This is a genomic window from Actinotignum sp. usb-actsch-213 (assembly GCF_059085665.1).
This window is the reverse complement of record NZ_JBHNSQ010000083.1, coordinates 1-24,984: the sequence shown is the minus strand read 5'-3', so window position 1 is coordinate 24,984 and position 24,984 is coordinate 1. Positions and strand designations below refer to the sequence as shown.

25 protein-coding genes are annotated in these 24,984 nt (G+C 60.3%); 3 read left to right on the top strand and 22 right to left on the bottom strand.

What is annotated here, in order from left to right; all coding sequences use genetic code 11:
• Positions 1-16 precede the first annotated feature (16 nt).
• Entirely contained in the window at positions 17-1,264 is a 1,248-nt protein-coding gene (gene glgA / locus AC5RK6_RS08865) for a glycogen synthase (RefSeq protein ID WP_320757217.1), read from the bottom strand.
• A 199-nt stretch (positions 1,265-1,463) separates the two neighbouring features.
• Here glgA and glgC point away from each other — a divergent pair, with 199 nt between their 5' ends.
• Complete coding sequence (gene glgC / locus AC5RK6_RS08860) at positions 1,464-2,714, top strand: glucose-1-phosphate adenylyltransferase (RefSeq protein ID WP_320757197.1); 1,251 nt, start codon at positions 1,464-1,466, stop codon at positions 2,712-2,714.
• A gap of 141 nt (positions 2,715-2,855) precedes the next feature.
• Here the strand turns inward: glgC and AC5RK6_RS08855 are convergent, their stop codons facing one another.
• Positions 2,856-4,469 (bottom strand): ABC-F family ATP-binding cassette domain-containing protein, encoded by a 1,614-nt coding sequence (locus tag AC5RK6_RS08855; protein ID WP_320757198.1) that lies wholly within the window; start codon positions 4,467-4,469, stop codon positions 2,856-2,858.
• A 140-nt stretch (positions 4,470-4,609) separates the two neighbouring features.
• On the opposite strand from AC5RK6_RS08855, the gene AC5RK6_RS08850 reads away from it, so the two are divergent.
• Positions 4,610-4,930: a hypothetical protein gene (locus tag AC5RK6_RS08850; protein WP_320757199.1), complete on the top strand. Its 321-nt coding sequence runs from the start codon at positions 4,610-4,612 to the stop codon at positions 4,928-4,930.
• Between the two features lie 55 nt (positions 4,931-4,985).
• A complete protein-coding gene (gene ypfJ, locus AC5RK6_RS08845; RefSeq protein ID WP_435730856.1) occupies positions 4,986-5,879 on the top strand; it encodes a KPN_02809 family neutral zinc metallopeptidase in 894 nt (297 codons plus the stop codon).
• A 60-nt stretch (positions 5,880-5,939) separates the two neighbouring features.
• Here the strand turns inward: ypfJ and AC5RK6_RS08840 are convergent, their stop codons facing one another.
• From AC5RK6_RS08840 to AC5RK6_RS08745, 20 genes are all read right to left on the bottom strand, one after another.
• Entirely contained in the window at positions 5,940-6,398 is a 459-nt protein-coding gene (locus tag AC5RK6_RS08840) for a metal-sulfur cluster assembly factor (protein ID WP_320757201.1), read from the bottom strand.
• Positions 6,395-7,000 carry a Fe-S cluster assembly sulfur transfer protein SufU gene (gene sufU, locus AC5RK6_RS08835; protein WP_320757202.1) on the bottom strand — a complete coding sequence of 202 codons (606 nt, stop codon included), beginning with the start codon at positions 6,998-7,000 and terminating at the stop codon, positions 6,395-6,397. Before sufU ends, AC5RK6_RS08840 begins: the two co-directional genes overlap by 4 nt.
• Positions 7,001-7,004: 4 nt before the next feature.
• Positions 7,005-8,276, bottom strand: a complete 1,272-nt coding sequence (locus tag AC5RK6_RS08830) for a SufS family cysteine desulfurase (RefSeq protein WP_320757203.1) — start codon at positions 8,274-8,276, stop codon at positions 7,005-7,007.
• Positions 8,277-9,038 carry a Fe-S cluster assembly ATPase SufC gene (gene sufC, locus AC5RK6_RS08825; protein ID WP_016442707.1) on the bottom strand — a complete coding sequence of 254 codons (762 nt, stop codon included), beginning with the start codon at positions 9,036-9,038 and terminating at the stop codon, positions 8,277-8,279.
• Positions 9,038-9,385 (bottom strand): Rieske (2Fe-2S) protein, encoded by a 348-nt coding sequence (locus AC5RK6_RS08820; protein ID WP_274735466.1) that lies wholly within the window; start codon positions 9,383-9,385, stop codon positions 9,038-9,040. Before AC5RK6_RS08820 ends, sufC begins: the two co-directional genes overlap by 1 nt.
• The gene (gene sufD / locus AC5RK6_RS08815; RefSeq protein WP_320757204.1) at positions 9,382-10,563 is read right to left on the bottom strand and encodes a Fe-S cluster assembly protein SufD; all 1,182 of its coding nucleotides are present in this window, start codon (positions 10,561-10,563) and stop codon (positions 9,382-9,384) included. The genes AC5RK6_RS08820 and sufD overlap by 4 nt, the downstream gene beginning before the upstream one ends.
• Positions 10,563-12,014 (bottom strand): Fe-S cluster assembly protein SufB, encoded by a 1,452-nt coding sequence (gene sufB / locus AC5RK6_RS08810; protein WP_016442704.1) that lies wholly within the window; start codon positions 12,012-12,014, stop codon positions 10,563-10,565. The genes sufD and sufB overlap by 1 nt, the downstream gene beginning before the upstream one ends.
• 15 nt (positions 12,015-12,029) lie before the next feature.
• On the bottom strand, positions 12,030-12,731 hold the full coding sequence (locus AC5RK6_RS08805; protein ID WP_435730852.1) for a helix-turn-helix transcriptional regulator: 702 nt from the start codon (positions 12,729-12,731) through the stop codon (positions 12,030-12,032).
• 319 nt (positions 12,732-13,050) lie between these two features.
• Positions 13,051-13,641 carry an NUDIX domain-containing protein gene (locus AC5RK6_RS08800; RefSeq protein WP_016442702.1) on the bottom strand — a complete coding sequence of 197 codons (591 nt, stop codon included), beginning with the start codon at positions 13,639-13,641 and terminating at the stop codon, positions 13,051-13,053.
• Positions 13,642-13,689: 48 nt separating this feature from the next.
• Positions 13,690-15,330 carry a murein biosynthesis integral membrane protein MurJ gene (gene murJ, locus AC5RK6_RS08795; protein WP_320757205.1) on the bottom strand — a complete coding sequence of 547 codons (1,641 nt, stop codon included), beginning with the start codon at positions 15,328-15,330 and terminating at the stop codon, positions 13,690-13,692.
• Positions 15,327-16,199 (bottom strand): hypothetical protein, encoded by an 873-nt coding sequence (locus AC5RK6_RS08790; protein ID WP_320757206.1) that lies wholly within the window; start codon positions 16,197-16,199, stop codon positions 15,327-15,329. The genes murJ and AC5RK6_RS08790 overlap by 4 nt, the downstream gene beginning before the upstream one ends.
• Positions 16,200-16,214: 15 nt before the next feature.
• Positions 16,215-17,261: a copper transporter gene (locus AC5RK6_RS08785; RefSeq protein WP_320757207.1), complete on the bottom strand. Its 1,047-nt coding sequence runs from the start codon at positions 17,259-17,261 to the stop codon at positions 16,215-16,217.
• 12 nt (positions 17,262-17,273) lie between these two features.
• Positions 17,274-18,449, bottom strand: a complete 1,176-nt coding sequence (steA, locus tag AC5RK6_RS08780) for a putative cytokinetic ring protein SteA (RefSeq protein ID WP_016442698.1) — start codon at positions 18,447-18,449, stop codon at positions 17,274-17,276.
• Between the two features lie 5 nt (positions 18,450-18,454).
• Entirely contained in the window at positions 18,455-20,170 is a 1,716-nt protein-coding gene (gene recN / locus AC5RK6_RS08775) for a DNA repair protein RecN (RefSeq protein WP_320757208.1), read from the bottom strand.
• On the bottom strand, positions 20,167-21,012 hold the full coding sequence (locus AC5RK6_RS08770; RefSeq protein WP_016442696.1) for an NAD kinase: 846 nt from the start codon (positions 21,010-21,012) through the stop codon (positions 20,167-20,169). The genes recN and AC5RK6_RS08770 overlap by 4 nt, the downstream gene beginning before the upstream one ends.
• 34 nt (positions 21,013-21,046) lie before the next feature.
• A complete protein-coding gene (locus AC5RK6_RS08765; RefSeq protein ID WP_320757209.1) occupies positions 21,047-21,883 on the bottom strand; it encodes a TlyA family RNA methyltransferase in 837 nt (278 codons plus the stop codon).
• A 17-nt stretch (positions 21,884-21,900) separates the two neighbouring features.
• Entirely contained in the window at positions 21,901-22,077 is a 177-nt protein-coding gene (locus tag AC5RK6_RS08760) for a hypothetical protein (RefSeq protein ID WP_320757210.1), read from the bottom strand.
• Entirely contained in the window at positions 22,074-23,087 is a 1,014-nt protein-coding gene (locus AC5RK6_RS08755) for an HAD-IIA family hydrolase (RefSeq protein ID WP_320757211.1), read from the bottom strand. Before AC5RK6_RS08755 ends, AC5RK6_RS08760 begins: the two co-directional genes overlap by 4 nt.
• A 2-nt stretch (positions 23,088-23,089) precedes the next feature.
• Positions 23,090-23,983, bottom strand: a complete 894-nt coding sequence (locus tag AC5RK6_RS08750) for a hypothetical protein (RefSeq protein ID WP_320757212.1) — start codon at positions 23,981-23,983, stop codon at positions 23,090-23,092.
• Positions 23,980-24,663 (bottom strand): hypothetical protein, encoded by a 684-nt coding sequence (locus tag AC5RK6_RS08745; protein WP_320757213.1) that lies wholly within the window; start codon positions 24,661-24,663, stop codon positions 23,980-23,982. Before AC5RK6_RS08745 ends, AC5RK6_RS08750 begins: the two co-directional genes overlap by 4 nt.
• Positions 24,664-24,984 lie beyond the last annotated feature (321 nt).

Genomic DNA, 24,984 nt, shown 5'->3' with positions numbered 1-24,984 from the left:
GCTACGACAGGTCGAGTTAGCGCCGCGGATAGTTATCCACGAGTTCACGGTAGAACTCCATAGTTTTTTCGCCAATAGCTTCCCAGGAGAAATGATCTTCCACCCGGCGCCTGCCCGCAGCTCCCATCTGCGCGGCCCGTTCCGGATCGGAGCACACCTCGTTGAGAGCCGCAGCCAGATCTGCCTCGAATTGCTCGGGGTTGAGCGGAGTACCCGTACCGTCCTGGGCTTGTTCGATGGGAACGAGGAGCCCGGTAGCCCCGTGGACAATGCAATCGGGAATCCCCCCGGTTTCGGTGCCAACCACCGGTAACCCCACCGCCATAGCCTCGAGATTGACAATGCCGAGGGGCTCATAAATGGAGGGGGTAACGAAAGTGGTGCAGCATGATTCCAGGGCAACAATACGATCCTGACTGAGCATATCGTCAATCCACACCACGCCCTCGCGTTCGGCCTGCAGCTCGGCCACGAGTTCCTTTGTTTCCTCCAGAATTTCAGGAGTATCGGGAGCCCCGGCACACAGTACCACCTGGATCCCCTTATCTACCTGGCGGAGGGCACGCAGCAGGCCCGGCACCCCCTTCTGACGGGTGATACGCCCGACGAACATAATGGTAGGCCGGTCCGGATCCAGACCGTAGCTGGCGAAATACCGGCGGGCTTCTTCCCTATCCGCGCTGGTTTGCGGAGCTTTCCACGCGTTCAAATCAATACCGTTGTGGATCACCCGCACCCGTTCGGGGGCAATATTCGGGTAGCAACGCAAAATATCAGAGCGCATCGCGTGAGATACCGCAACGATCCCGGCCGCGGATTCGTACGCAGTCTTTTCCAGCCAGGAGCTCAAGTGGTAGCCACCCCCGAGCTGTTCGCGCTTCCACGGGCGCAGCGGTTCGAGGGAGTGAGCCGAAATCACGTGCGGAATTCCGTAAAGAATCGAGGCAATATGCCCGGCGAAATTCGCGTACCAGGTATGGGAGTGCACCAGATCCGCTCCCTCAACATCCGTGACCATAGCGAGATCAACGCCCATGGTGCGCACAGCCGCGTTAGCCCCCTCGAGTTCGGTGAGGTAGTTATAGCCTTGCAGCGCCACACCCGCGGGAACATCGTTGTTCTCCGCGGGGGCACGCGGACCGTCAAAAGCACGCACGTGAATATCAGCGTGCTGGGCGAGAACACGGGAAAGCTCCGTAACGTGAACTCCCGCGCCTCCGTACACGTGCGGGGGGTATTCGCGAGTCAGTAAATCAATGCGCATGGCTGCCTCCGGCTTCTTCGCCGCCGTCCGCTTCCCCACGAAGCGAATCATGCGTGCGTACTATCTCAAGGGTATCCCACCGCACGGGGAAACACAGCCGTAGCGCTCATCTATCCACAGCGTGGACCTACGCTCAGCTTGTCCACACGCACCTCGAGAGGCGGGTGTTCAACTTCACGTTTTACGGTACGCTGTAGGCATGAGGAGAGATTTACGCGTTCTGGCCATCGTCCTTGCGGGAGGCGAAGGCAAGCGTCTAATGCCGCTCACTGAAGATCGAGCGAAACCCGCGGTTCCTTTCGGGGGCATTTACCGGTTGATCGACTTCGCGTTGAGTAACATCGTGAATTCTGGATACCTCCAGATCATCGTGCTTACCCAGTACAAGTCGCATTCGCTGGACCGCCATATTACGAGAACCTGGCGTATGTCCAACCTCTTGGGCAATTATGTAGCCCCGGTTCCCGCCCAGCAGCGGCGCGGTAAGGGTTGGTTCTCCGGAAGTGCGGATGCCATCTATCAGTCCATGAACGTTATTGATGATGAACGGCCCGATGTTGTGCTCGTGACCGGTGCCGACAATATCTACCGCATGGACTTTTCCCAGATGATGGACCAGCACGTGGAATCCGGTTTTGACCTGACCATCGCCGGTATCCGCCAGCCGCTGGAACTGGCACCGTCCTTCGGTGTTATCGATGTGGATGAGGAAAACCACCAGAAGGTTTCCCGGTTCCTAGAAAAACCGCAGGATACTACCGGCCTGGGTCTGGAAGAAGCTCCGGACCAGTTCCTGGCATCCATGGGGAACTACATTTTCAACACCGATGCACTGGTCGAAGCTCTCCAGAATGATGCCGCCGATCCCAGCTCTGCGCATGATATGGGCGGGAGCATTGTTCCGAGGTTCGTGGAAGCCGGTAATTGCGGTGTCTACGATTTCACCTACAACCGCATCCCCGGTGAAGGTGAGCGCGATAAGGACTACTGGCGTGATGTGGGTACCATTGATGCCTACTACGCGGCGAATATGGATCTTATTTCCGTTACCCCGGATTTCAACCTGTACAACGAGCGCTGGCCCATCCTGACCGGCTACACCGGGTTACCGCCCGCAAAATTCGTGTACGGGCATCACGAACGCCTCGGACACGCCCTGGATTCCATCGTTTCCCCCGGGGTGATCGTCTCCGGTGGCGAAGTGATCGGATCGGTACTCTCCCCCGGGGTGCGGGTGAATTCCTGGTCCTCGGTGCGCGAATCGGTGCTGCTGGACGGGGTGAACGTTGGCCGCAATGCCACCGTTATCCGCGCCATCGTGGATAAGAACGTCCAGATCGAAGAAGGCGCGCAGCTGGGTGTCAATCACGATTATGATCGCGAACGCGGTTTCTATGTTTCCGAAGGCGGCGTGGTTGTTGTTCCCAAGAATGCGGTGGTGCGCCGCTAAGCACGTGAATTGCTCGGCACGCACCCTGGGCGGCTAGCCGCAAACCAGTATCTGTGCCCGGTATCGGTTTCCGATACCGGGCACAGGCGTACCCGCAGCCAGATTTGCCCGCGTGACAGCTCCGCGAATGCTCACCGGCACCTAGGCGAGGGAGACCAACTCCAAATAGTCGTCGCTCCACAAGTCTTCATCGCCGTCCGGGAGGAGAAGCACCCGCTCGGGATCAAGTGCGGTCACGGCACCTTCGTCGTGCGTGACGAGCACGACGGCTCCCTCATATTTACCCAGGGCACCCAGGATTTTTTCTCGAGATGCCGGGTCAAGATTATTCGTCGGTTCGTCCAGCAACAGCACGTTGGCGCGCGAGACTACCAGCATGGCCAGCGCTAAACGGGTCTTTTCACCGCCGGAAAGGACACGTGCGGGCTTATCGGCGTCGTCGCCCGAAAACAAAAACGAACCGAGCACGGTACGTAAGCCTGTTTCATCGAACTCGGGGGCGACATAGCGCAAATTATCCACCACAGTTTTATCCGTATCGATGAAATCGTGTTCCTGTGCGTAATAGCCCAGCTTGAGACCGTGCCCCGGGATTATTTCGCCGGTATCCGGGGTTTCCGTTCCGTACAGTAAACGCAAAAGTGTAGTTTTACCCGCGCCGTTGAGGCCCAGAACGACGACGCGCGAACCGCGATCAATTGCCAGATCAACACCGGTGAAAACCTCCAGCGAACCGTAGGATTTCGACAGGCCGCGGGCCCGCAACGGTGTTTTTCCGCACGGGGACGGCTCGGGGAAGCGTAACGCTGCGACCTTATCATCCGCGCGTTCTTCTTCCAGCCCCTCAAGCAGCTTCTCCGCGCGTTTCGCCATATTTTGGGCGGCCACCGCCTTCGTGGCCTTCGCGCGCATCTTATTAGCCTGCGCCAGTAGCTGATCCGCTTTCTTTTCGGCATTGGCACGCATCTGCCGGCGTCGGCGTTCATCGGTTTCGCGCTGTTTAAGATAGGCCGACCAACCCATCGCGTACTGGTCAAGAACCGCACGGTTGGCATCCAAATGCCACACCGCCGTGACCGTTTCTTCTAGCAAATCCACCGAGTGGGAAATCACCACGAAACCACCCGAATATGTGGAGAGGTAATCGCGCAGCCACAGCAGAGAATCATGGTCGAGGTGATTGGTCGGTTCGTCTAAAAGCAGCGTATCTGCCTGGGAAAAGAGCACCCGTGCCAAATCAACGCGCCGGCGCTGCCCACCTGAAAGTGTCCCCAGCGGTTGGTTGAGAATCCGCTCATCCAAGCCCAGCGCGGCAGCCATCTGGGAGGCCTGCGCATTCGCAGCCCAGCCCCCAGCCGCGGTGAACTCCTGATCGAGACGCACGTAGCGTTCCATGGCTTTTTGCTGGCGCGTTCCGGTACATTCCGCCATATCCTTTTCCGCTTTGCGAATCCGGCGAATCGTGGCGTCAATTCCGCGGGCTTCCAGGATACGATCCCGAGCTATCTGATTCGGGTCCCCATCATGGGTATCTTGCGGGAGGTAGGCGATGGTACCGCTGCGGTGCAGGGTTCCTTCGTAGTCAACGGCATCCGACGTGGTGCCCTCACCCGCCAGCAGGCGAGTCATCGTGGTTTTGCCGGCGCCATTGCGCCCCACGAGGCCCACGCGCATACCCTTGTGGACCTGAAAACTGGCGTGCTGGACAAGTTCACGCGTGCCGATGCGGATCGTGAGATCAGAAGCCGTAATCACAAGGGCCTACTTTACCGAGAAAACCATCTCCGAGCCGCATTGCTCATCACGTCAGCGCGCCACCGGTGAACCCGGCCTGCATATGCTGTCACGGTCAGGCACCACTGGTGCACGTAGCCCGCGCGCGAGACAATGGAGAGGTGACGACAGCATCTTCCGCACCCGATCCGAATCCCGGCGAACAGCCGGAGAACCACACCGCCTATGTGCTACCCGTGATGATATCCGTCTGCGCTGCCGCCTGCGTATTTCTCGGACACGGTCGCCTGCTCGTCCAACTCCTCGCCTGGCTCGGCACCGTGGCAGGCCTAGTACTCACCGCCGTCACCCTCTCGCGCGAACAGCGCGCTACTCCCGGACAACTACGGTTCCGCAGGGCAGCCGGATGGAGTTTCCTCGCCTGTGTCCTTTGTGTGATCGTAGCCGCGCTCCCCCTCGGGTACGCCATCGCGCAATACTGACCCGCGGTTGCGGAAACGGGTACGGGGTGCGGAGCAGAAGGGTAGGCTCGACGTCATGAGTGTTAACGACGGCGTGCGCCTCGACGGGGCGAGAGTACAAAATCGCGGCCGCGGACGCGGTGCCTTCATCGGCGGTGGCATGGGCGTGACCGGCATCATTATTGCCCTGGTGTGGTACATAGTAACCGGCACTCCCCCGCCGGCGGCCCTCTCCCCCGGCGGGTCACCTCAGGAAAACTCCGCCCAGCAATCCACCACGTCCGATTTTGCGGACAAGTGCCGTACCGGGGCGGATGCCAATGCCTCCACCGAGTGTTTTATGGTGGCGATAGCTCAATCCCTCGACACTTTTTGGGAAGGTGAACTTCCCCGCTCGGCTCGCACCCCCTATGAGCTTCCCGGATTCGCACTCTTTTCCGAGGGAGTAAGCACCGGGTGCGGGAATGCCTCCAGTAAGGTGGGTCCCTTCTACTGCCCCGCCGATAGAACCGTCTACCTCGACACCACCTTTTTTGACGAGCTAGAAGCTAATTTTGGGGCAGAGAACACCACCCTGGTACAGGCCTATGTGGTGGCCCACGAATTCGGGCATCATATCCAAAATCTCACCGGGGTATTCGAGCGTATTAATCCGCGTGATACCGGCCCCGGTTCTTCGCAGGTACGCTCGGAGTTGCAAGCTGATTGCTTCGCTGGCCTCTGGCTGCATCACGCTGCAAGCACGGTGGATCCGGCCAGCGGGATACCGATTCTGCAAGCCCCCACCCGTGAGCAGCTCGCCAGCGCGATTGATGCCGCGGCAGCGATCGGCGATGACCATATCCAAGAAAGCGCCGGGATGGCTGTCAACCCGGAAAAATTCTCCCATGGGTCATCTGCCCAGCGGATGGATGCACTGACAACCGGCTATGAAACAGGCGATTTCCATGCCTGCAATACCTGGCGCTAAAGGGGCGCTGGCGGAAGCGGCGTGCGCCCAGAGTTTTCTGGGCGCACGGGCGTCGTCGTACTAAATATTGAAACCGAGGGCGCGCAGGTCATCGCGGCCGTCTTCGGTAATGCGTTCGGGGCCCCACGGCGGTAGCCACACCCAGTTAATATCCACGTCGTCAACAAGATCCTCCGTGGCGATAATGATGCCGTCAGTAATGGCATCTGTAAGCGGGCAGGCCGGCGAAGTGAGAGTCATATCGAGGTGGAGGTGGCGGCCGTTCGTGGTCACGCCGTAGACCAGGCCGAGGTCGACGATATTGACGCCCAGCTCCGGATCGATAACCTCTTTCATCGCCTCGAGGACGAGGTAAGGGTCGACGTCATCCACCGGGCTATCGCCATCCGTGTAAATAACTTCACCAATATGTTCCTCGGCCGCCGTCGGAGTCGCTTGAGGAATGCTCGTCGCGCTCAAGGTTTCCGCTACGGGCACTGTGGCCTCGGGTACCGGCGAGGTTGTGTCCTTCTCCGTCATTGTTCCGGGGTCTCCTTCGTGTTCTGCGACACATGTCCCGCGACGTCCTTCGTCGCGGAGATGCTCTCCTGCCCGTTGGAATTGCCGAGATGCTGAAGAGCTTCGTCAGTTGCTTCGCGGACCGCCATCCAGCCAAGCAGCGCGCATTTGATACGCATGGGGAACCGCGCGACACCGTGAAAAGCGGCGGCATCTTCCAGCGCATCCGCGGCTGCCTCCGACAGCTCCGCCCCGCGGCTATCCATCATCTCGCGGAAATAAGTGTAGAGCGCGGCGAGATGCTCGATAGACTGCCCGGCGACCAGGTCATTCATAATGGAAATCGAGGCCTGGGAAATAGAACACCCCTGCCCTCGCCAAGCAAGCTCGGCGATCTTCTCCCCATCCGGGGACAGGCGCACCTCAAGGGTCACTTCATCCCCGCACATGGGATTGACCTGGGTGGACTCCCCATGCGGCCCGGCCTGCAGGGCCGCATCAGCCGCGTTGCCCCCGGTAGCCGCACCCGCGCCGGCTCCCACCGGCGCCAGCTCGCCTTCCCCGTGACGTTCACGCGCCGCGTCAAGAATAATCTGCTGGTAGAGCTCATCGAGTTCGCTCACGTACCTATCCTTCCGCCCGGAAATAGCCGCGGACCTGGCTCAACGCCTCCAGAAACACGTCGATATCCGAGCTTGTTGTATATATCCCCACGGAGGCACGCACCGAGGCAGGCACCCCGAAGAAATCGTGGATGGGCTGGGCACAATGGTGCCCCACCCGCACGGCAATACCGCGCGCATCCAAGAATTGCCCCACGTCATGCGGGTGCACACCGTCAACGGTAAAAGCCGCGATCCCGGTACGACCAACTCCCCCGCGCGGTCCGAGCACCCGAATCCCCGGGATTTGCCCGAGGCCTTCGAGGAGCTGGACCGTCAGCGCATCTTCATAGCGTGCCACCTTCTCCATGCCGATAGCGCTGAGGTAATCAACCGCACGCGCAAGGCCCACAATCTGGGTGACCGGCTGACTTCCCGCCTCAAAACGCGCCGGCGGACGCGCATAGCGCGTTTTTTCCATCGTCACCCGTTCGATCATCGAGCCACCGAATTGGTAAGGCGGCAGATCCGCGAGGAGTTCTTCACGCCCGTACAGCACACCCACACCGGTGGGCCCGTACATTTTATGTCCTGAAAAAGCAGCGAAATCCACGTCCAGCTCCCGGACATTCACGGGCAGGTGCGGCACCGATTGACAGGCATCCAGAACTGTAAAAGCACCCACCGCGCGGGCAGCTTCCACGATCTGCGCTACCGGAGATACCGCCCCGGTCACATTCGAAACGTGGGTGAAAGCAACGATACGAGTGCGCCGCCCGATAACCCCGAGACTAGCCGGGTCAATTCGTCCTTCGCTATCCAGCTCAAGCCACGTGAGTCGGGCGCCGGTACGTTCACACAGCTCTTGCCAAGGCAGCAGATTCGCGTGGTGTTCGGCCCGGGTGACCACAATGTCGTCACCGGCACGCAGCAGAAAACGATCCGCATTACCCCATCCGCGTCCCGCCGTGGCATTGGAGATCGCGTAGGCGAGGAGATTGAGGGACTGGGTGCTCCCGCTGGTCCACACTATTTCCTGGGGCGCCGCCCCGATGAAGACCGCCACTTTCGCGCGGGCTTCTTCGTAAGCCACGGTAGATTCCTCCGCGAGAAGGTGGCTGCCGCGTTTGACCGCTCCGTTGGAGCGCGTATCGAAATCCACCATCGCGTCCAGAACGGCGCGCGGACGCTGCGCCGTCGCCCCGGAATCTAAGTACACGAGGGTCTGGCCGGCGCGCATCGGGCGGGCGAGGATCGGGAAATCTTCCCGCGCCACCAGCGGGCGCACGGCGCTCACCTACTTCGCCTCCGCTTCGATGTAGCTGTCGTAACCGGAAGCTTCCAGTTCGCTTGCCAGATCAGGTCCGCCGGTGCGCACAATCTTGCCGCCGGCGAAAACGTGGACGTAATCGGGTTTGACGTACTGCAAAATTCGGTTGTAGTGGGTGATGAGCAACAGCGAATTACCGGTGCGTTCATGCACATCGACGATCCCTTCAGAAACCACGCGCAGCGCATCTACGTCTAGGCCGGAATCCGTTTCGTCCAAAACGGCGATCTTCGGTTCCAGTAATTCCATCTGGAGCACTTCGGTGCGTTTCTTCTCCCCACCGGAGAAGCCCACATTGAGATCACGCTTGATGAAATCGGCATCCACGCGCAATTTCTCCGTGACCTTGCGCAATGCCTGGGACCATTCACGCAGTTTCGGAGCTTCTCCGTCAATCGCGGTTTTCGCGGTGCGCAGGAAATTCGAGACAGATACCCCCGGTACTTCAACCGGGTACTGCATGGCGAGGAAAAGTCCCTCGCGGGCGCGTTCATCAGCGGTCATATCCGTAATATCCACGCCGTCGAGCAGCACCTGACCGGAGGTGATCTCATAGGAAGGATGCCCGGCCAGCGCGTACGCCGTGGTCGATTTACCCGAACCGTTCGGGCCCATAATCGCGTGGATCTCATTATCACCGATATGCAAGTTGACACCGTGCAGAATCGGTTTGGGGCCTTCGGGAGTGATCACCGAGGCGTGCAGATCAATAATATCGAGAGTAGCCATTACTTCTCCTCAGGTCTTGTGTCCACGTCAATAAAAACGCGGCCGTCATTATCGCAGGTCAAGGGGTAGACGGGCACGGGTGTGACCGCCGGGAGCGTGAGCGCACGCCCGGAACACAGGTCGAATTCCGCCCCGTGTTTGGGACATTCAATTGTGGTATCAAAAACTTCGCCGTCGCTGAGATTGACGTCTTCGTGAGTGCAGATATCGCCCACGGCATGCCAGGTGCCGTGGCAGTCGCGTGCGATGCATACCGGTACGACGGCGCCGTTAGCAGCGCGGACTTCCACGCTCAGGGCGCTTTCCGGCTCGAGATCCGCGGTGGTACACACCTGCTGCCAGCTCATGCATCCTCCCCGTTTCCGGCATCGGCTAAATCGAGTTCCCGTTCGATGGCATCCATGAGCTTGGTGCGCACCGAATCCACTTCGATCTGCTCCACCAATTCGGCGAAGAAACCGCGCACTACCAGGCGGCGCGCCACATCGGCGGGAATTCCCCGTGCCATGAGGTAGAAGAGTTGTTCATCATCAAAACGGCCCGTTGCTGAGGCATGCCCAGCCCCAGCGATATCTCCGGTGAGAATCTCCAGGTTAGGCACCGAATCGGCCTTGGCTCCCTCGGTGAGTACCAGGTTGCGGTTGAGTTCGTAGGTATCCGTCTGGGCGGCCTGAGCCCGGATGAGCACATCCCCGATCCACACCGAATGCGCCTCATCGCCCTGGAGCGCACCCTTGTAGGTAGCGCGAGATTTGCAGTGCGGGGCCACGTGATCCACGAAAATGCGGTGCTCGTGATGCTGGTGGCTTTCGGTGATATAGGCACCCAGCAGCTCGCTATCGGAACGCTCTCCTTCCAATTCGCACGCGGTGGTCATGCGGATGAGATCCCCGCCGATGGTCACCACGATATGCCGGAATTTTGCGCCTTCTCCCACTCGGATCCGCTGGGCGGAATGTTGGGAAGCACAGCGTTCCTGTTCCTGCACGGAAACAACGGTGAGATCCGCATGCGCCCCCACCTCAATTTCCACGGTTTCGGTGAGGTTGCCGCTACCGGTGTGCTCGAGCACTACGGTGCCGCTAGCCTCCGGGGCCGCGGTAATAAGGGTGTGGGCAACGCTCAGCTTTCCTTCCCCGTTGATAATGGCGACGACGTCCGCGTGCTCGCTTCCATCGAGGGTGACGATATGCGCACGCTGAAAAGCGGACCAGGCGAGGGCCGCCGCGCGGTCGTCGGGTTTCCCGACTGTACCTAAGCGCGGATCGCTGCGGTCCACTTCTTCCACACAGGCACCGCCCACGACGGTGGCGGTGACGGTGGCATCTCGCACCCCCTCCACGTCCTTAATGAACGGGGCTACCCGATCCATCGGCGTAAAACGCCAATCTTCTTCCTCTCCGGTTCCGCGCGGAATCGGGAACTCCTCCGGATTAAAGGAGGCGAAGCGATCCGAGCGGTCGGCGTGCGCGGTATGGAATCCTTCATCTGCCAGCACCGCCTGGGAATGATCAGTACTGACCATTAGCCCACACTCCCTTCCATTTGCAGATCAATAAGACGATTGAGTTCGAGTGCGTATTCCATAGGCAGTTCCCGAGCGATGGGCTCTACGAAACCGCGCACGATCATACCCATGGCTTCCTGCTCGGATAGGCCACGTTGCATGAGATAGAAGAGCTGTTCCTCGCTCACCTTCGTCACGGTGGCTTCGTGCCCCATCTCGACGTCGTCCGTGCGTACGTCCACGTACGGGTAGGTATCCGTGCGGGAAATATCGTCTACGAGCAGCGCATCGCAGACCACATTAGATTTCGAGCCACGAGCATCTTCCGAAACCTGCACGAGACCGCGATAGGAGGAGCGCCCGCCCCCGCGCGAAATCGACTTCGAGACAATCGAGGAGGTGGTATTCGGCGCCAGGTGCTGCATTTTCGCGCCGGTATCCTGATGCTGGCCGGGGCCGGAGAAAGCCGCGGAAAGCGCTTCCCCGTGCGCGTGTTCACCCAGGAGCACACAAGCCGGGTATTTCATATTGAGACGTGAACCGATATTACCGTCCACCCATTCCATCGTGGCCCCCTCTGCTACGGTCGCACGCTGGGTGACGAGGTTGAGCACGTTATTCGACCAATTCTGGATCGTGGTGTAACGGCAGTGGGCGTTCTTTTTCACAATGATTTCTACGATGGCGGCGTGGAGGGAGTCCTCAGAGTAGATCGGGGCGGTACAGCCTTCCACGTAGTGCACGTAGGAGCCTTCATCACAAATAATGAGCGTACGTTCAAACTGCCCCATTGCCTGGGTGTTGATACGGAAGTACGCCTGCAAGGGAATATCCACGTGGACATTCTTCGGGACATAAATGAAAGAGCCACCCGACCATACCGCGGTATTGAGGGATGCGAATTTATTATCGCCGGCCGGAATAACGGTACCGAAGTATTCCCGCACCAGGTCCTCGTGCTCACGCAGTGCGGTATCGGTATCCACGAAAATAACGCCCTGTTCTTCCAAATCCGCGCGAATCGAGTTGTAGACCACCTCGGATTCGTACTGGGCAGCCACCCCGGCCACCAGGCGTTCTTTTTCAGCTTCCGGGATGCCGAGCCGGTCATAGGTGTTTTTGATCTCCGGGGGAAGATCGTTCCAATCGGTCACCTGGCGGTCGGTGGCACGCACGAAGTATTTGAAGTCATCAAAGTTGATACCGGAAAGATCAGCTCCCCACGTGGGCATGGGGCGTTTCTCAAAAAGGCGCAAAGCGCGCAGGCGCCGTTTGAGCATCCATTCCGGTTCTTCCTTCGCCGCGCTAATCGCGCGCACGACACCTTCATCTAGACCGCGGCGCGCGTGAGCCCCGGCGGTATCGGTATCGTGCCACCCAAATTCATAGGCGCCAGACAGGTTCGCAATAACGTGTTCCTGCTGCGCCACGGCCTCCGCAATTGCTGCCTCGTGCCGTGTTTGTGCCATGTGTTTCCTCCCGATTTAAACGCTGTTAGCGTGCAGCGTCACCGTGCACACGTGACTCCCCGATGCAATGGTTGCCAACCGCTGCACGGGAACCCCGAGTAGTTCGTGAAAAGCGCGGGTTTCCGCCGCGCATAAAAAGTTATTCTGTGTGGCGACGTCGCGCAGGGGGCAGCGCCCCTGACACAACTGGATCATCTGCCGCGGCCCATCCTGGGTACCCGGAACATCGCGAACCGAAGCGGCATAACCATCTTGGGTGAGGGCTCGCGCCAGACGGCGCAACCGTTCCACCGAATTTTCCGTATCCCCAAGCACATCGCGGTAACGAGCGACCAAAGCACGCTCGCGGCGGCGCGCAAATTCCGCCACTCCGGCCTCCCCCAGATTTTCACGCAGAAAATCAAGAGCTGCATTCGCCATGGTGTGATAAGAGGTTGCTCCGGCATTCTGCCCGGCATCCGTTGCCACGTAGTAGCGTGCTGGCCGCCCGGCCCGCGCCTCACGCTGCCCGGGTTTCTCACATTCGGTAATAGCACCCGCATCTTCGAGCGCCACAAGATGGCGCCGCACCCCAGCTGGAGTAAGGATAGCTAAGCGGGCAAGTTCCGTGGCGCTAATGGGTCCGCGTTCCATAATGAGACGCAGAATACCTTCGCGGGTTGTTTCTTCACGGGGGCGGATCTTTGCGCCTTCATCTTCGGACACTTGGAACACCACCCCCGTTACAGTTCTACATCCTCGCCAAGCACGTATGCGCGCCCGGACCACGACCGCAGGTTCTTTCGAATTGAGCACCGCCACTTACCACGCGGTGGTCGACCATATCTAGGACCTCGCCTCCCAATTAAACAACACCAACGTTGCGTAATCTAGTTTGGACAGCCTAACCGGACGGAAAAAAGACCGTTGTTACCGGCGCGGGTCCACACGCCCACACGAGTTACGCTCGTGGCTAAGAGCGGTGCAGAACCGCCGTTGAACCGCTGTTAAACAGGCGTTGAACCGCAACAGCGATCGGCCCGGACCCTCCTAGTCGTTAAGAGCTACGCGCCAGGTAAGCAAGTACCGCTGCCACCAGTTGCGGATTAGCAACTCGCCCGGTCATAATTGCCTCCCGCACCAGGGCTAGCGGCACCCACCGCACCTCAATTTCGGCCTCTTCATCCTCGCGAGCAAAAGCTGCCGCGGCTGGCTCGGGATTACGAGTGAGATAGACCGTGAGCTGCTCGTTAGTGAAACCGGGCGAGGTGTAGAAACGGGTAAGAAACTCCAGTTCCCCGGCGGCATAATCGGTTTCTTCGCGCAGTTCCCGGCGAGCGGCCTCCATCGGATCCTCACCCTCTATATCGAGGATGCCAGCCGGAATTTCCCACAGGAGCGAGCGAACCGGAATCCGATACTGCCGGATAAGCAGTACTTCCTCAGGTGCGCCGTCGCCACTGCCCCGTACCGCAAGCACGGCCACCGCATCGCGGTGCTCCACCCAGTAACGATCCATTCGAGCTCCTACGCTGGGCAGTTCCACCGTATCCTCGTACACGTTAATGAACGGAGACGTGAGCACGTTGCGCCGCTCCAGGAGCCGCATATGCTCGGGGCAGTACTCATCACTCAGACCGTTGTACATAAAATTTCCTTTCCCACCTGCGCGGGCGTGCAGGCCGCAGACCAAGTTTTATGCATTCGCTTCGTCGAAAGCCACGGCAATAGCGGGCATTTCTTGGGTCGACGGCGCCTCCGCGTCACGCGCCAGCCGCAGCGCCCGTCGGTCAACGAAGTAGAGCGCCACTCCCCCGATCGCGAGGGTGAGTGCACCGGCCACGGCAGTTGCTCCCAGGGCACTCAGGGCGCCTTCCCCCCACCAGCGTAGTATCTCGCGCCCGCTGGTATATCCGACCGTGCCAGCTACTACAGCGGCAGGCAGCACGATCCGCAGGGAGTAACCGACACCGCGCAGCGCCCCGGGGCCTACCGCGCGCCGGATCGCGAAAATATGGCCAATACCTCCAACGGTCATTCCCGTGGACATCGCCACACCGATGCTGATGAGCACTTCGGTGCGTCCGTGCACCCCCAGGCCCGCCGCCCCGATAAGAACCACAACGACCATCAGCCACGCCGCCGAATTGACAATAATAACCGCACGAGCTGCCTCCACTGCGTAGAGAACCCGCGACCCATGGTAAATAAAGGCATAGCCGAGGAGTGCGGGCGCCATAGCCAACATGGCAATATCCATATGAGCCACCGGACGCGCCACCGCGAAGAGTGCCTGGGCAGGCTCTGCAACCGCCACCAGCAGTGCCACGCAGAGCAGTCCAATATCGAAAACGAGACGGGAAGAGCGAGCGGTGATCCGAGCCAGACCCGGGCGCCCGGGGATCGCGGCGGCTTCTGCGAGGCGTGGGAAAACCGCGGTGGCGATCGGAACAGCCAGCACGGCGTAGGGCACCATATAGAGCTGGTTCGCGAAAGTGAAAATCGGGTAGGTTCCCACATCACCGCGGGCATTGGCAAAAAGCATGACCGCGATGATTTGGATCTGTTGAGCGAGCAGGCCGGCCAGCCCCGCCGCGCTTAACCGTAGCGCACGGCGCCCTACCCCCGGCGGGAAACGGAATGTAGGTCGCAAGCTGATGCGGCGTAGCACCGGGATAAGCTGGGGTAGGGAGAAAACCGCGACCCCCGCCGTGGTACCCCAGGCCAGCACATAGAGGGCCGCCCGAGAAATCCGTGCCGGATCGTGCTGATTACCCCCGGCGAGCTGCGTGAAAATAAGGAAAGTAATAATAACCGTGACCGACGAGAGCAGTGGGGCGAGAGCGGGAAGCACAAATTTTTTATGCGCCTGCAACAGCCCCGTGCACACCACCGACAATCCGTAGAGGGGGATTTGCCAGGCGAAAATCCGGAGCAGGGTGGCGGCGAAATCCACGCTGGCTGCCGGCGAGCCCTCCCCCAGGAGCACGTCCATAATCGGCCGGGCACCCAGGGTAACAATCCCCGCAACCGGAATTCCGATGGCAAGTACCCAAGTGAACAAGGCCGAGGCAGTGCGGGATACTTCCGCGGCCAGTGCCTTCGCTAGGAATCCGGAGACCAACGGGATGACCGCGGCAGCCAAGGCACCGCCGGCCGCGATTTCAAAAAGCACATTAGGGACGGTATTCGCCGTCGAATACGCCTCCCCGGCGAGGGAATCTCCCAACGCCCCATTTTGCACCCAGGCCCGCACGAAGCCCATGGCACGCGAGAGCAGGGTAAGAATCGCTATGGTTCCGGCTGCTCCAAGTGCAGTTCCAAGAACTTTTTTCATGCCCGGCCTGCCTGGTCGAGAGCGCGCAGCCACGGGTGGGTTGCGATAACCCGCGAAAATGATATTTTTTCGCTCGCGATATTCAGGGCGACGACGACGCCCAGCGCCCCGCGCCGCACCCAAGGACCACGGCTGGCGAGCGTCCAGCCCAGTGCCGCTCCCAGCGCATTTGCCCCGGTATCGCCGAGCATGACCCTACCCGCGAGGTCCTCAGGCAGGCAGGCTGCGCCAGTGCCCACGAGAGCCGCGGCAATGGGACCTGCCGGCGGGTAGCTGACCAGGGAGAAGGGAGCCGCGGCTATGAGCGTTCCTTTCCAGGCCCGGCCCGGCGCGAGGTCAAGGAGATTAATAAGATTCGCGGTAGCAGCGATGAGAATGGTGCGTTCGCCGCGCAGCGCGAGCTGCCGCGCGCACGAGGCATTACTACCAGAGGGATCGACAGCAGCGGGGAAGCATGAGGCCAGGGCCGCACCGGCCCCAATAATGACTATTTTCAGAGCCCCGGAGGTCAGATGGCCCCGGGAAAGTGCACCGAGATGGCCGCGCAACCCTTTGGAGGTACGTGAAAATGCGCCTTCGTAAAAGTCGTCAATATAACCGGCCAGTCCTCCACTGAGTGCCGCGATCACCGGACCAGCCGAGCACGTGCCTCCGGAAAGTAGAGCACCCACCGCACTTCCGGTAATCGTGCCTGCTACCGCAACCGGACCTTCCCGCAAACTCACGGTACGCCCGTCCTTAGCGGTACGCTGCCAGGCGGGCGCGGCGCGCCGGGCGAGCAGCTGCTCGGCTGCGCGGGCCGCGGCGAATCCGGCCAGGGCGGCAACGCCCAGGCGCACTTGATTCCTCCAGAAAGCAGAAAGGGTCATGCACCCATGGTACCGTTACTGCCCAGCCGGGGCCTGCCCGCCTTCGGGAGCTTGCCCGCCTTCCGCGGGTGCGGGGGCCGGAGCAGGAGCCTGTTCAGGCTGCGGAGCGGGCGCTGTTTGCGCGGGTGCGGAGGCACTTTGGCGCTCTCCAATCGCACTATCAGCTCCGGGCGCTACCCCGAGGTGTACGTGGCGTTCATGCAATTCGGCAGCTGCCGCCATGGGAATATTGACATCACCAAGCGCGGTTTGCGCAGAATCCACCGTGGATCCGTTTTTTGCTGAACGCACGGCTCCCAACACCGAGTTTCCGTCTGTTCCCGCACCGACGGCCACGGCCGGGCCCCGCCCGGCAATAGCCGCAAAGGCAGCCTGGTAGGTATCCGTGATATGCGGCGAAGTGGTCGCCTTATCGGCGGGAACCGGTGCGGTCTCAGCCGGATCCGAGGTGATAAAAACAACCACCTCCGCGGCTTCACTCGGAGCAACCGCCACGTCAATCAGCTTATTTTCCGGAGAGGTGAGAAGAGTGATGAGCGTCGTCGCCCCCGCATCTTCCGCAGCAGAGCGTACCACGGTATCCACGGCCGCCCCGAGAATCGCATCCGCGGAACCACCGGCCGGCAAGTCCTTGACATAAGAGCCGAGGTTACCGGAAAGGGTGGAACGGTAGGTAGCGTATTCGGTATCCGTAAAAGCTGGAGCCAGGGTGATTTCACCAGTAATACGAGCCCCGGCCGCGGTCAAGCTCTGCCGGGTCTTCTCCACGATAGCTCCGTCGGCCCCGGCTGCCGCCACGATAGCAACGCGCCGGTTGGTCAGCGTTCCGGCATTGAGTTGCTCGCCGGCACCTAGCAGCGCCGTCGACGCAGCATCAAGCTGTGCCCCGCGTTGATCGAGTTCCACACGCATCTTGTCACGCGATTCACGCAGGGAATCCACCTGGCCGGTAAGTCCGTGCGCGATGGAATTTTGCAGCGGTCCGGCCCCGAGAATCACTCCGATGGCCAGTGCCAAAAAGACCGAGACCAGGGAAACGAGATGATACCTAAAATCAACCATCAGCTAACTTTCCTAGAAGAGATTACGGAACCACTCGGCAAGATCCCCGAGGCGAGTGGTGAGCACGGACAGGAAGGTTTGGCCCGCACCGGTAACAGCCAGGGCCGCGAAGAGTGCAAAAACTCCCGCAAGAATAAGGGCAACGAGCATCCAGTTCGAAATCGAGGAACGGTAAAGGCGTGAAACACCTTTCGCGTCAATGAGTTTGCCACCCACCACCAGGCGGGTGAGGAACGTTGATGCCATTCCCGCCCGGCCCTTATCGAGGAATTCCAGAATCGTATTGTGAGTTCCCACCGCGACAATGAGCTTGGCGCCTTTGGAATCAGCCAGCAGCATGGCAACGTCTTCGGAAGTACCGGTAGCCGGGAAGACCACGTGATCCACTCCCAGATCCTCCACCCGCTTCTTGCCGGGTGCGCGCCCATCGCGGTAGGCGTGCACCACCACCTCGGCACCGCAGCGCAACGCTTTATCGGAAACCGAATCCATATCACCCACGATAATATCCGGGGTGTAGCCAAGTTCCAGAAGAGCATCCGCTCCGCCATCCACCCCGATCATGAGCGGGCGATTTTCCCGAATATAGGGACGCAGGGCGCGCAGGTCTTCACGGTAGTCGTAGCCCCGCACCACCACGAGCACGTGCCGGTGCTCCATGGACGTACGGATATCTGGAATTCCCACCCCGTCGAGGATGAGTCCCTGTTCTTCGTTGAGATATTCGAGGGTATTGGCGGCGAAAGCGCGCAGTTGCACGGTCATGCCCGCGCGGGCGGCCTCGCTATCACGCGCGATGCTCTGGGCGGTTTGTAAAGTGCCTTCCGCAATAACGCGTCCGCCTGCCACCACGCGTGCCCCATCAATATCGACCCACTGGCCCTCCGAAATATCCATAATTTCTGGGCCGAGGTCATCGATGAGCGGGATACCGGCTTCTTCCAGGATCGCCGGGCCAAGATTTGGGTAGCGCCCCGAGATAGATTTCGCGGCATTGAGCACGGCAACGGGCTGCGCGGCGACAAGGTTTTCCGCGGCCACCCTATCCAGATCCGTGTGGTTAATAATCGCTACATCGCCGGCTTGGAGACGACGAGTGAGATTTTTGGTGCGTGCGTCTACCCTGGCCGGACCGGCCAGGGTGCCTTCCGCAACGACCTTCTTTTTTCGCCATAACTTCGATGCCACAAGCTTTATAGTGCCACACTCGCGGCCTTAAGTAGCTCAGCGGCGTGCGCGCGTGCCACATCGGTATCGCTACCCGAAAGCATACGGGCGAGTTCTGCTTCGCGTTCTGGCCCCGTGACGTCACGCAGTTCCGTGCGCGCGGCACTTTCTTCAAGTTGTTTCACGACGACGAGTTGGTGCTCGGCATAGGCCGCGACCTGGGCGAGGTGAGTAACAACAATAACCTGGGCGCTACCAGCCAGTTTCGCCAGTCTTTTCCCAACCGCGGTGGCGGCACGGCCGCCAATCCCGGCATCAACTTCGTCGAAGAGGAAAGTGTGGCCGCGCTGAGCCCGCCGCGCCGCTAATCCTACTTCGAGGGCGAGCATAACCCGCGAGAGCTCACCACCTGAAGCACCCGATGCGAGCGAAGAGAGTGGGGCACCGCGGTGGGCAGCAAGCAAAAAAGTGACGGAATCCGCACCGGCTGGCCCAGGATCCGCGGCGCTGACAGCCACGGTGAAGTGGGCATCGGGCAGCGAGAGCTCGGGAAGTTCCGTTTCCACAGCGCGGGCGAGTTCTTCCCCGGCAGCGGCACGCGCGGCACGTAGGGCTGCTCCGGCTTGTTCCATGGCCGTATGAGCGTGCGAAAGCTCCTTCTCAAGACGTTCTAGAGTGGCCGCTGGATCATCGAGGTTCTCTAGACCCGCTCGGGCCTCAGCGGCGGCGCGCAGGATTTCTTCGCCGCTCATTCCCAGCTGTTTGCGCAGCCCGGCCAGTTCGGAGCGGCGCGAATAAATCGTAGAGAGCTCCTCGGGTTGGGCTTGGGTACCACGAGCTAATTCTGCGATATCGGTATAAATATCGTTGATATCGGCTTCGGCATTTTCCAAGCGTTCGCGTAGCTCCCGAAGTTGTGTATTCGGCACATCAGGGCCGCTGAGTTCAAGAACACGCTCGAGTTGCGCGGCCGCGCTACCCAGTGCAGATATGGCTCCGTTTTCGGTGTCGCTCCCGCTCAGCGCTTCGGCAGCCGCGGAGTATGCCCCGTACATTTCCACCGCATTTTCAAGCACCCGGGCGCGCGCCCGCAAAGATTCTTCTTCACCGGGATGGGGATCGACCGCCTCAACTTTGTCGAGCAAGGCTCGGTAGGCTAAACGCTGTTGCGCAGCACGCTGTGCACCTGCCTGAAAGGTATCGCGGGCTTCGCGGGCTTCACCGTAGTTTTTCCACGCCTGTTCCCATGTTGTTTTAGCCCGCGTAATTGTTTCACCTCCGAATTCATCGACCGCGGCGCGCTGCTGGCCGGGGTTACCCAACCGAATCTGATCGGATTGGCCGTGCACGCTCACAAGTTCGGCCGCGATATCGGTCAGCACCGCGGTGGGTACTGACCGGCCTCCGACAAAGGCACGGGAACGCCCTTTTGCTGGAATATGCCGAGCAATAATCACAGCAGCGGTATCGCCTTCAACGTCATACCGTCCCCCGGCCTCGGCGATGCGTTCTAGCACTGGGGAAGTCGCGTCCACGAGAAACGTTCCTTCCACTTCCGCTTGGGCGGCCCCGGCCCGCACCCGTGCTGGATTCGCTTTAGCTCCGAGAAGCAACGTAAGGGAGGTCACCGCCATAGTTTTTCCCGCCCCGGTTTCCCCCGTTAGTGCGGTGAGTCCGCGAGATAGATTAAGCTCGGCTTCCGCGATAACACCGAGATTGCGGATACGTACCTGTTCGATCATTCCCGTACCTCACGCTCGCGCCAGCCGCGCACCGGCAGGTGGAAGCGCGCCACCAGACGCCCGGAGAAAGGTGTTTCATTCAGTCGGGCGAGCTTGACGGGACGTTCTCCCCGCACCGCGGTAATCACGGTTCCTTCAGGTGCTACAAGCCGGCGCCGTGAATCACAGGAAACCATCGCCTCATCACGCAAAACCCGTACTTCCAAGGTTGAGTAGGGGCTAACCACCAGAGGACGGGTGAAAAGCGCGTGAGCGGCCACCGGGGTGAGAAGAAGTGCTTCCACGCTGGGCCATACCACCGGTCCACCCGCCGAAAAATTGTAGGCAGTAGAACCGGTGGGCGTGGAGAGTAGCACCGCGTCGGCTTTGAAAGCAGAGATTTCGCGCCCGTCCACACCGATAGAAGCTTCGATGAGACGCGAATTAAAAGCCTTTTCCACCGATACTTCGTTGAGGGCCCACTGGACGTTACAGGAGCCATCCGGGCGCTGCACATGCACATCAATGGTCATTCGTTCGGAAATAACCCAATCGCGCGCGGCAATCCTTTCCACGACGGCAGGGAGCTCATCAGGTTGAGCTTCGGAAAGAAAACCCATATGCCCGTAGTTAATACCGAGGATGGGCACGCCGGTACTACGTCCTAACTCAGCCCCGCGCAAAATCGTACCGTCCCCACCCATGACGAGGATGAGATCCGCATTGCGGGCACCCGCCAGAGTTTCACTGGTATCCACCCGTACGCCGCGGTCTTCTAGGGCGACAATCGCATCGTGAGCGGCGCGCTCCATCTGCGGTGGTAACGTGCGATTGACGACCAGGGCGACTTTTGGTTCTGCCATCGAATGCCTCCCCTCTCCCAGGTATCCTACCCCGCTACTGCGCTGGCCGTCCTTGCCCCGCTGGTCCAGCTTTCACCGCGGCCCGGACACTTTCTTCGAGGTTCTCGCCAAGCTGATCAAGAGCATTTTTCTTCATATAAAGAAAGTATTCAACGTTCCCCGCCGGCCCGGGAAGAGGCGAAGGAGCGATCGCTTGCAGGGCCAGCCCTGCGGCACGGGCGGAAAGGGCGACGTCGCATACCGCCTCAACGTGGTAATCCGGGTTTCGTACCACCCCGTGCGCACCGATTTTCTCCCGACCTACCTCGAATTGAGGCTTGACCATAAGCAAAAAATCGGCCGTTGGCGAACTCGCCGCAGCGAGCGGGGCAACGAGGAGCCGCAAAGAAATAAAAGATAGATCCCCCACAACCAGATCAGGCGCGGGTGCGACCGCCGCGGGATCCAGGGTGCGCACATTCGTGCGTTCCAGCACGGTGACACGGGGGTCTTCACGGAGCTTCCAGGCAAGTTGGCCGTAGCCAACATCCACGGCAACCACGTGGGCAGCACCGCGCCGCAGCAGCACATCGGTAAATCCACCCGTGGAAGCGCCCGCATCCAGGGCACGGACTCCTTCCACACGTGGGCCGGCGTCTCCGAGATAATCGAGGGCACCCAGCAGTTTATATGCTCCGCGGGAAACGTAACGATCCTGAGCTGCTTCTTTCACAAGAAGCGCCTGGGCCGGATCCATCTGCCGAGCGGGTTTCGTTACCTCAGCTCCGTCAAGGAATACCTGACCTTCACGGATGAGCACCGCAGCATCCTGGCGGGAGCGCGCGAGCCCACGCCGCACAAGTTCCGCGTCAACGCGCCTTAAACGCCCCATAGGCTCGCCTTTCTGATTTAGACCCGTGCCCGGGATAAGCGCCGACCGAGTTCGGTGTGAATCGCCTCCAGCTGTTCAATCTTTTCGGGCAGATCGAGCTCGTTGAGATTCTCCAAGGCGGCTTCAATATTGAGCGGAGCGCTCGGAAGCGGAACCGTTGCCCCAGGTGCCGTGGCTCTTTCCTGGTCCGTCATCGCCGCTCCACGATGATCTCCCCGAGCGTGACGTTCTCCTTCAGCCCGCGATCTCGGGCCTCCCATACCGCGTGCACCGCGGCTCGGTAAGTATCCAGCCCCAGATGTGGCCCGCATCCATCGGAGGTGACCAGGCGAACCGCTGCGCCGTCGTTACTATTATCAACCTGTGCCCAGGATGTGCCTGCCACCCAGCGTTCACCTTCCCGATGAATCTCCGGGTAGTCCTCGTTGAGGACCCGCAGATCATCGCCGAGATAATCGGGGCGTTCTTCCGGTGCAGCCAGCATAATATCGCGAGCAGAACTCACTCCGGTAAGCACGTGGAGACTGGCGATACCTGCGGCACGCGCTCCACGAATATCGGTATTGAGCCGGTCACCGATAGCGAGAGGATGGCTGGCTCCGAGCATATCCATCCCAATGGCAAAAATCGCAGGATCGGGTTTGCCCGCGGAGAGTGGTTGCACCCCGGTGGCATTAACTACCGCGGCCACGAGTGATCCGCAGCCGACCATAAATCCACGCTCCATGGGGAGGGTAGCATCGAGATTCGTGGCCACGAAAAGGGCGCCGCGGCGAATGGCCAGGGCAACTTCTGAAAGCGCTGCCCAGTCAATTGTCGGGTAAAACCCCATAATGACCACGTCGGGGTTATCATCCGCGGATGATACCGGCACAAGGCTAGTTTCACTCACCGCACGATGCAGACCGTTACCCCCGATGACCAGCGCTTTTGCTCCGGCCGGCACCCGCGACGCGGCGAGCCGCGTGCTCGCCATCGCGGAGGTGAGCACCGTTGCTGCCGGGGCTGATATTCCCACTGTCGCGAGGTGCGCTGCGACTTCTTCCTGCGTGCGCGAGGCATTATTGGTGAGGAAAAGCGGGCGCATACCAGCAGCGATGGCACGCCCGTAAGCATAGGCAGCGTGAGGAGCCGGATCGGTCCCGAGGTAAACTACACCGTCCAGATCGAAAATCGCGCCGTCAAAATGCGATATCAGGCTCACTATTACTCTTCTTCTGATTCCTGCTTCGGGTCCGTCTCCGAGATTACCTGCACCTCGGCCTCAGCTTCGTGCGCCAGTTCAGGTCCGGCTTCGGCTGCGCACGCCGGTTCACTCTCGGATGTCGTATCAGACTCAGCTAGTGCCCCGGCCTTATGCTCCACTTCCGGTGCCTGTTCCGCTTCCCTTTCCGCGTCTACGTTCGTCTCGGTTTCAAAATCGGGCACGTCCGTTGTCTCGGACTCAGGCTCGTCCGCGGTGAAAAGCTCGACTTCGCCTTCTGCATTGTAGACCGGATTCCAGCGCGCACGCAGATCTTCGGCTTCCTCCACGCGTCCTAGTTCTTCGAGACGATCTGCCTTAATGAGCTCAACGCGGGCGCGTAATTCTTCATCAAGGTTTTCAACCTTGATTTTCTCCAGGACGGCCAGTCCGGCCTCGGAATCCCCTGCGTCCGCGCGGGCGCCGGACGTCACCAGCGCCAACTCCAACGTGGTGGCGGTATTGAGCCGCTTGAGCGGAATTTCGGCAATAAAGGCAAGAGCCTTTTCAGGCCGCCCCAATCCGCGCTCGGAATCAGCCTCAAGGGCCACATGCGAGTAATCATCGGTCATGCGCCGATAGGTGCGCAGCTCACGCAGAGCTTCGGAGTACCGGCCGGTCAAGTAGGACGTCAATCCCAGCGCCTCACGCACGATGTCGATGCGCGCAGCGTGCCGGTAGGCTGCTTTCGCGTGCTCGTAGGCGATTTCCGGGTTCTGATCCATCATGGATCCGGCATAAACCAGATGCCGCGCCACGTTCTCGGACACCGCTGGCGCGAGAACCTTGAGTTTACGACGCGATTCCGCCGCGAGATCCTGAGCATTAACCGTTTCCGGAATAAAGGGATCTTTCACGCCACGACTGCGGCGATCGTCACGCCGCCGTTTATCTTCCTCGCGATGTCCACCGCGTTCGTCACGCCTGTAGCTATCGCGACGGCGCTCATCACGGCGCCGGTCATCCTGCCGGTGGTCGTCACGCCGGCGCTCACCGCGATCAAACTTCTGCTTGTCGTCATAGTGGTCGCGGCGCCCGTAGTTGTCATTATCGCGGGGTTCATTTTCGTTGGTACGACGACGATCTTCGCGCCCGGAACGCTCATTATAACGATCATCACGCCGCCCCCCGAATCGCCTGTCCTGGTCCCGGCGATTATCGCGCCACTGGCCACCGCGTCCGCCGCGCCGGTCGTAGCGGCCTTCACCGCCGCGATCCCAGGAACCTCGGGATTCGCGCGATTCACTCGAATCCCTGTCATTCCAATCGCGCCGGTATCCACGATGGTTGTCACGGTCACGTCGGTTGTGGAATCCACCCTTCTGTCCGCGTTCGCCGCTACCATCGTGGAATTCACCCTGACGGTTCCACGAAGAGCGCCGGGAACCACCATCGCGCCCGCCACGGGAATCTCGCGATTCCCAGGAGTCACGGTCGTGGCCGCGATCATAACGACGGCCACCACGTCGATCCCCTTGGTGACGGTTCCAGTTTCCCTCTCGATTATCCCGCCGCCGTGAGCCTCCGCGGCGGTCATTCCAGGCATCGCGGGGATCACCCGAATCGCGGGTCGCGCCGCCCTCTCCATCGTGCTGCGAGGGTTCGCGCCGTTGCCGCGCGGACCGCCATTGTCCTTTCGGGCGGTCGTCTTCGGAGCGCTCTTCGCTCCACTCTTCGTGGTCAGACATTTCATTCCTCGCAGTTCGATTGTTAAGAATCACGATGCTGTGCTTATTTTAGGCCGACTCCAGCTCGGCCGCGCGCTGAGCATTGAATTTTGGCGCGCAGAGATTAAAAAGTGTGTGGGGTGTGTACTATGCCCCACCAAAAGACATAAACACACCCCACACACAATCAA

Coding starts and splice junctions, on each gene's coding strand:
- recN (WP_320757208.1), bottom strand. CDS start 20,170: ATGATCGAACAGGTACGTATCCGCAATCTCGGTGTTATCGCGGAAGCC.
- sufB (WP_016442704.1), bottom strand. CDS start 12,014: ATGGCACAAACACGGCACGAGGCAGCAATTGCGGAGGCCGTGGCGCAG.
- sufC (WP_016442707.1), bottom strand. CDS start 9,038: ATGGCTACTCTCGATATTATTGATCTGCACGCCTCGGTGATCACTCCC.
- AC5RK6_RS08790 (WP_320757206.1), bottom strand. CDS start 16,199: ATGACCCTTTCTGCTTTCTGGAGGAATCAAGTGCGCCTGGGCGTTGCC.
- AC5RK6_RS08820 (WP_274735466.1), bottom strand. CDS start 9,385: ATGAGCTGGCAGCAGGTGTGTACCACCGCGGATCTCGAGCCGGAAAGC.
- AC5RK6_RS08770 (WP_016442696.1), bottom strand. CDS start 21,012: ATGGCAGAACCAAAAGTCGCCCTGGTCGTCAATCGCACGTTACCACCG.
- sufD (WP_320757204.1), bottom strand. CDS start 10,563: ATGGTCAGTACTGATCATTCCCAGGCGGTGCTGGCAGATGAAGGATTC.
- ypfJ (WP_435730856.1), top strand. CDS start 4,986: ATGAGTGTTAACGACGGCGTGCGCCTCGACGGGGCGAGAGTACAAAAT.
- glgA (WP_320757217.1), bottom strand. CDS start 1,264: ATGCGCATTGATTTACTGACTCGCGAATACCCCCCGCACGTGTACGGA.
- glgC (WP_320757197.1), top strand. CDS start 1,464: ATGAGGAGAGATTTACGCGTTCTGGCCATCGTCCTTGCGGGAGGCGAA.
- AC5RK6_RS08765 (WP_320757209.1), bottom strand. CDS start 21,883: ATGGGGCGTTTAAGGCGCGTTGACGCGGAACTTGTGCGGCGTGGGCTC.
- murJ (WP_320757205.1), bottom strand. CDS start 15,330: ATGAAAAAAGTTCTTGGAACTGCACTTGGAGCAGCCGGAACCATAGCG.
- AC5RK6_RS08785 (WP_320757207.1), bottom strand. CDS start 17,261: ATGGTTGATTTTAGGTATCATCTCGTTTCCCTGGTCTCGGTCTTTTTG.
- AC5RK6_RS08745 (WP_320757213.1), bottom strand. CDS start 24,663: ATGACCGCCGCGGAGGCTCACGGCGGCGGGATAATCGAGAGGGAAACT.
- AC5RK6_RS08800 (WP_016442702.1), bottom strand. CDS start 13,641: ATGTACAACGGTCTGAGTGATGAGTACTGCCCCGAGCATATGCGGCTC.
- AC5RK6_RS08760 (WP_320757210.1), bottom strand. CDS start 22,077: ATGACGGACCAGGAAAGAGCCACGGCACCTGGGGCAACGGTTCCGCTT.
- AC5RK6_RS08840 (WP_320757201.1), bottom strand. CDS start 6,398: ATGACGGAGAAGGACACAACCTCGCCGGTACCCGAGGCCACAGTGCCC.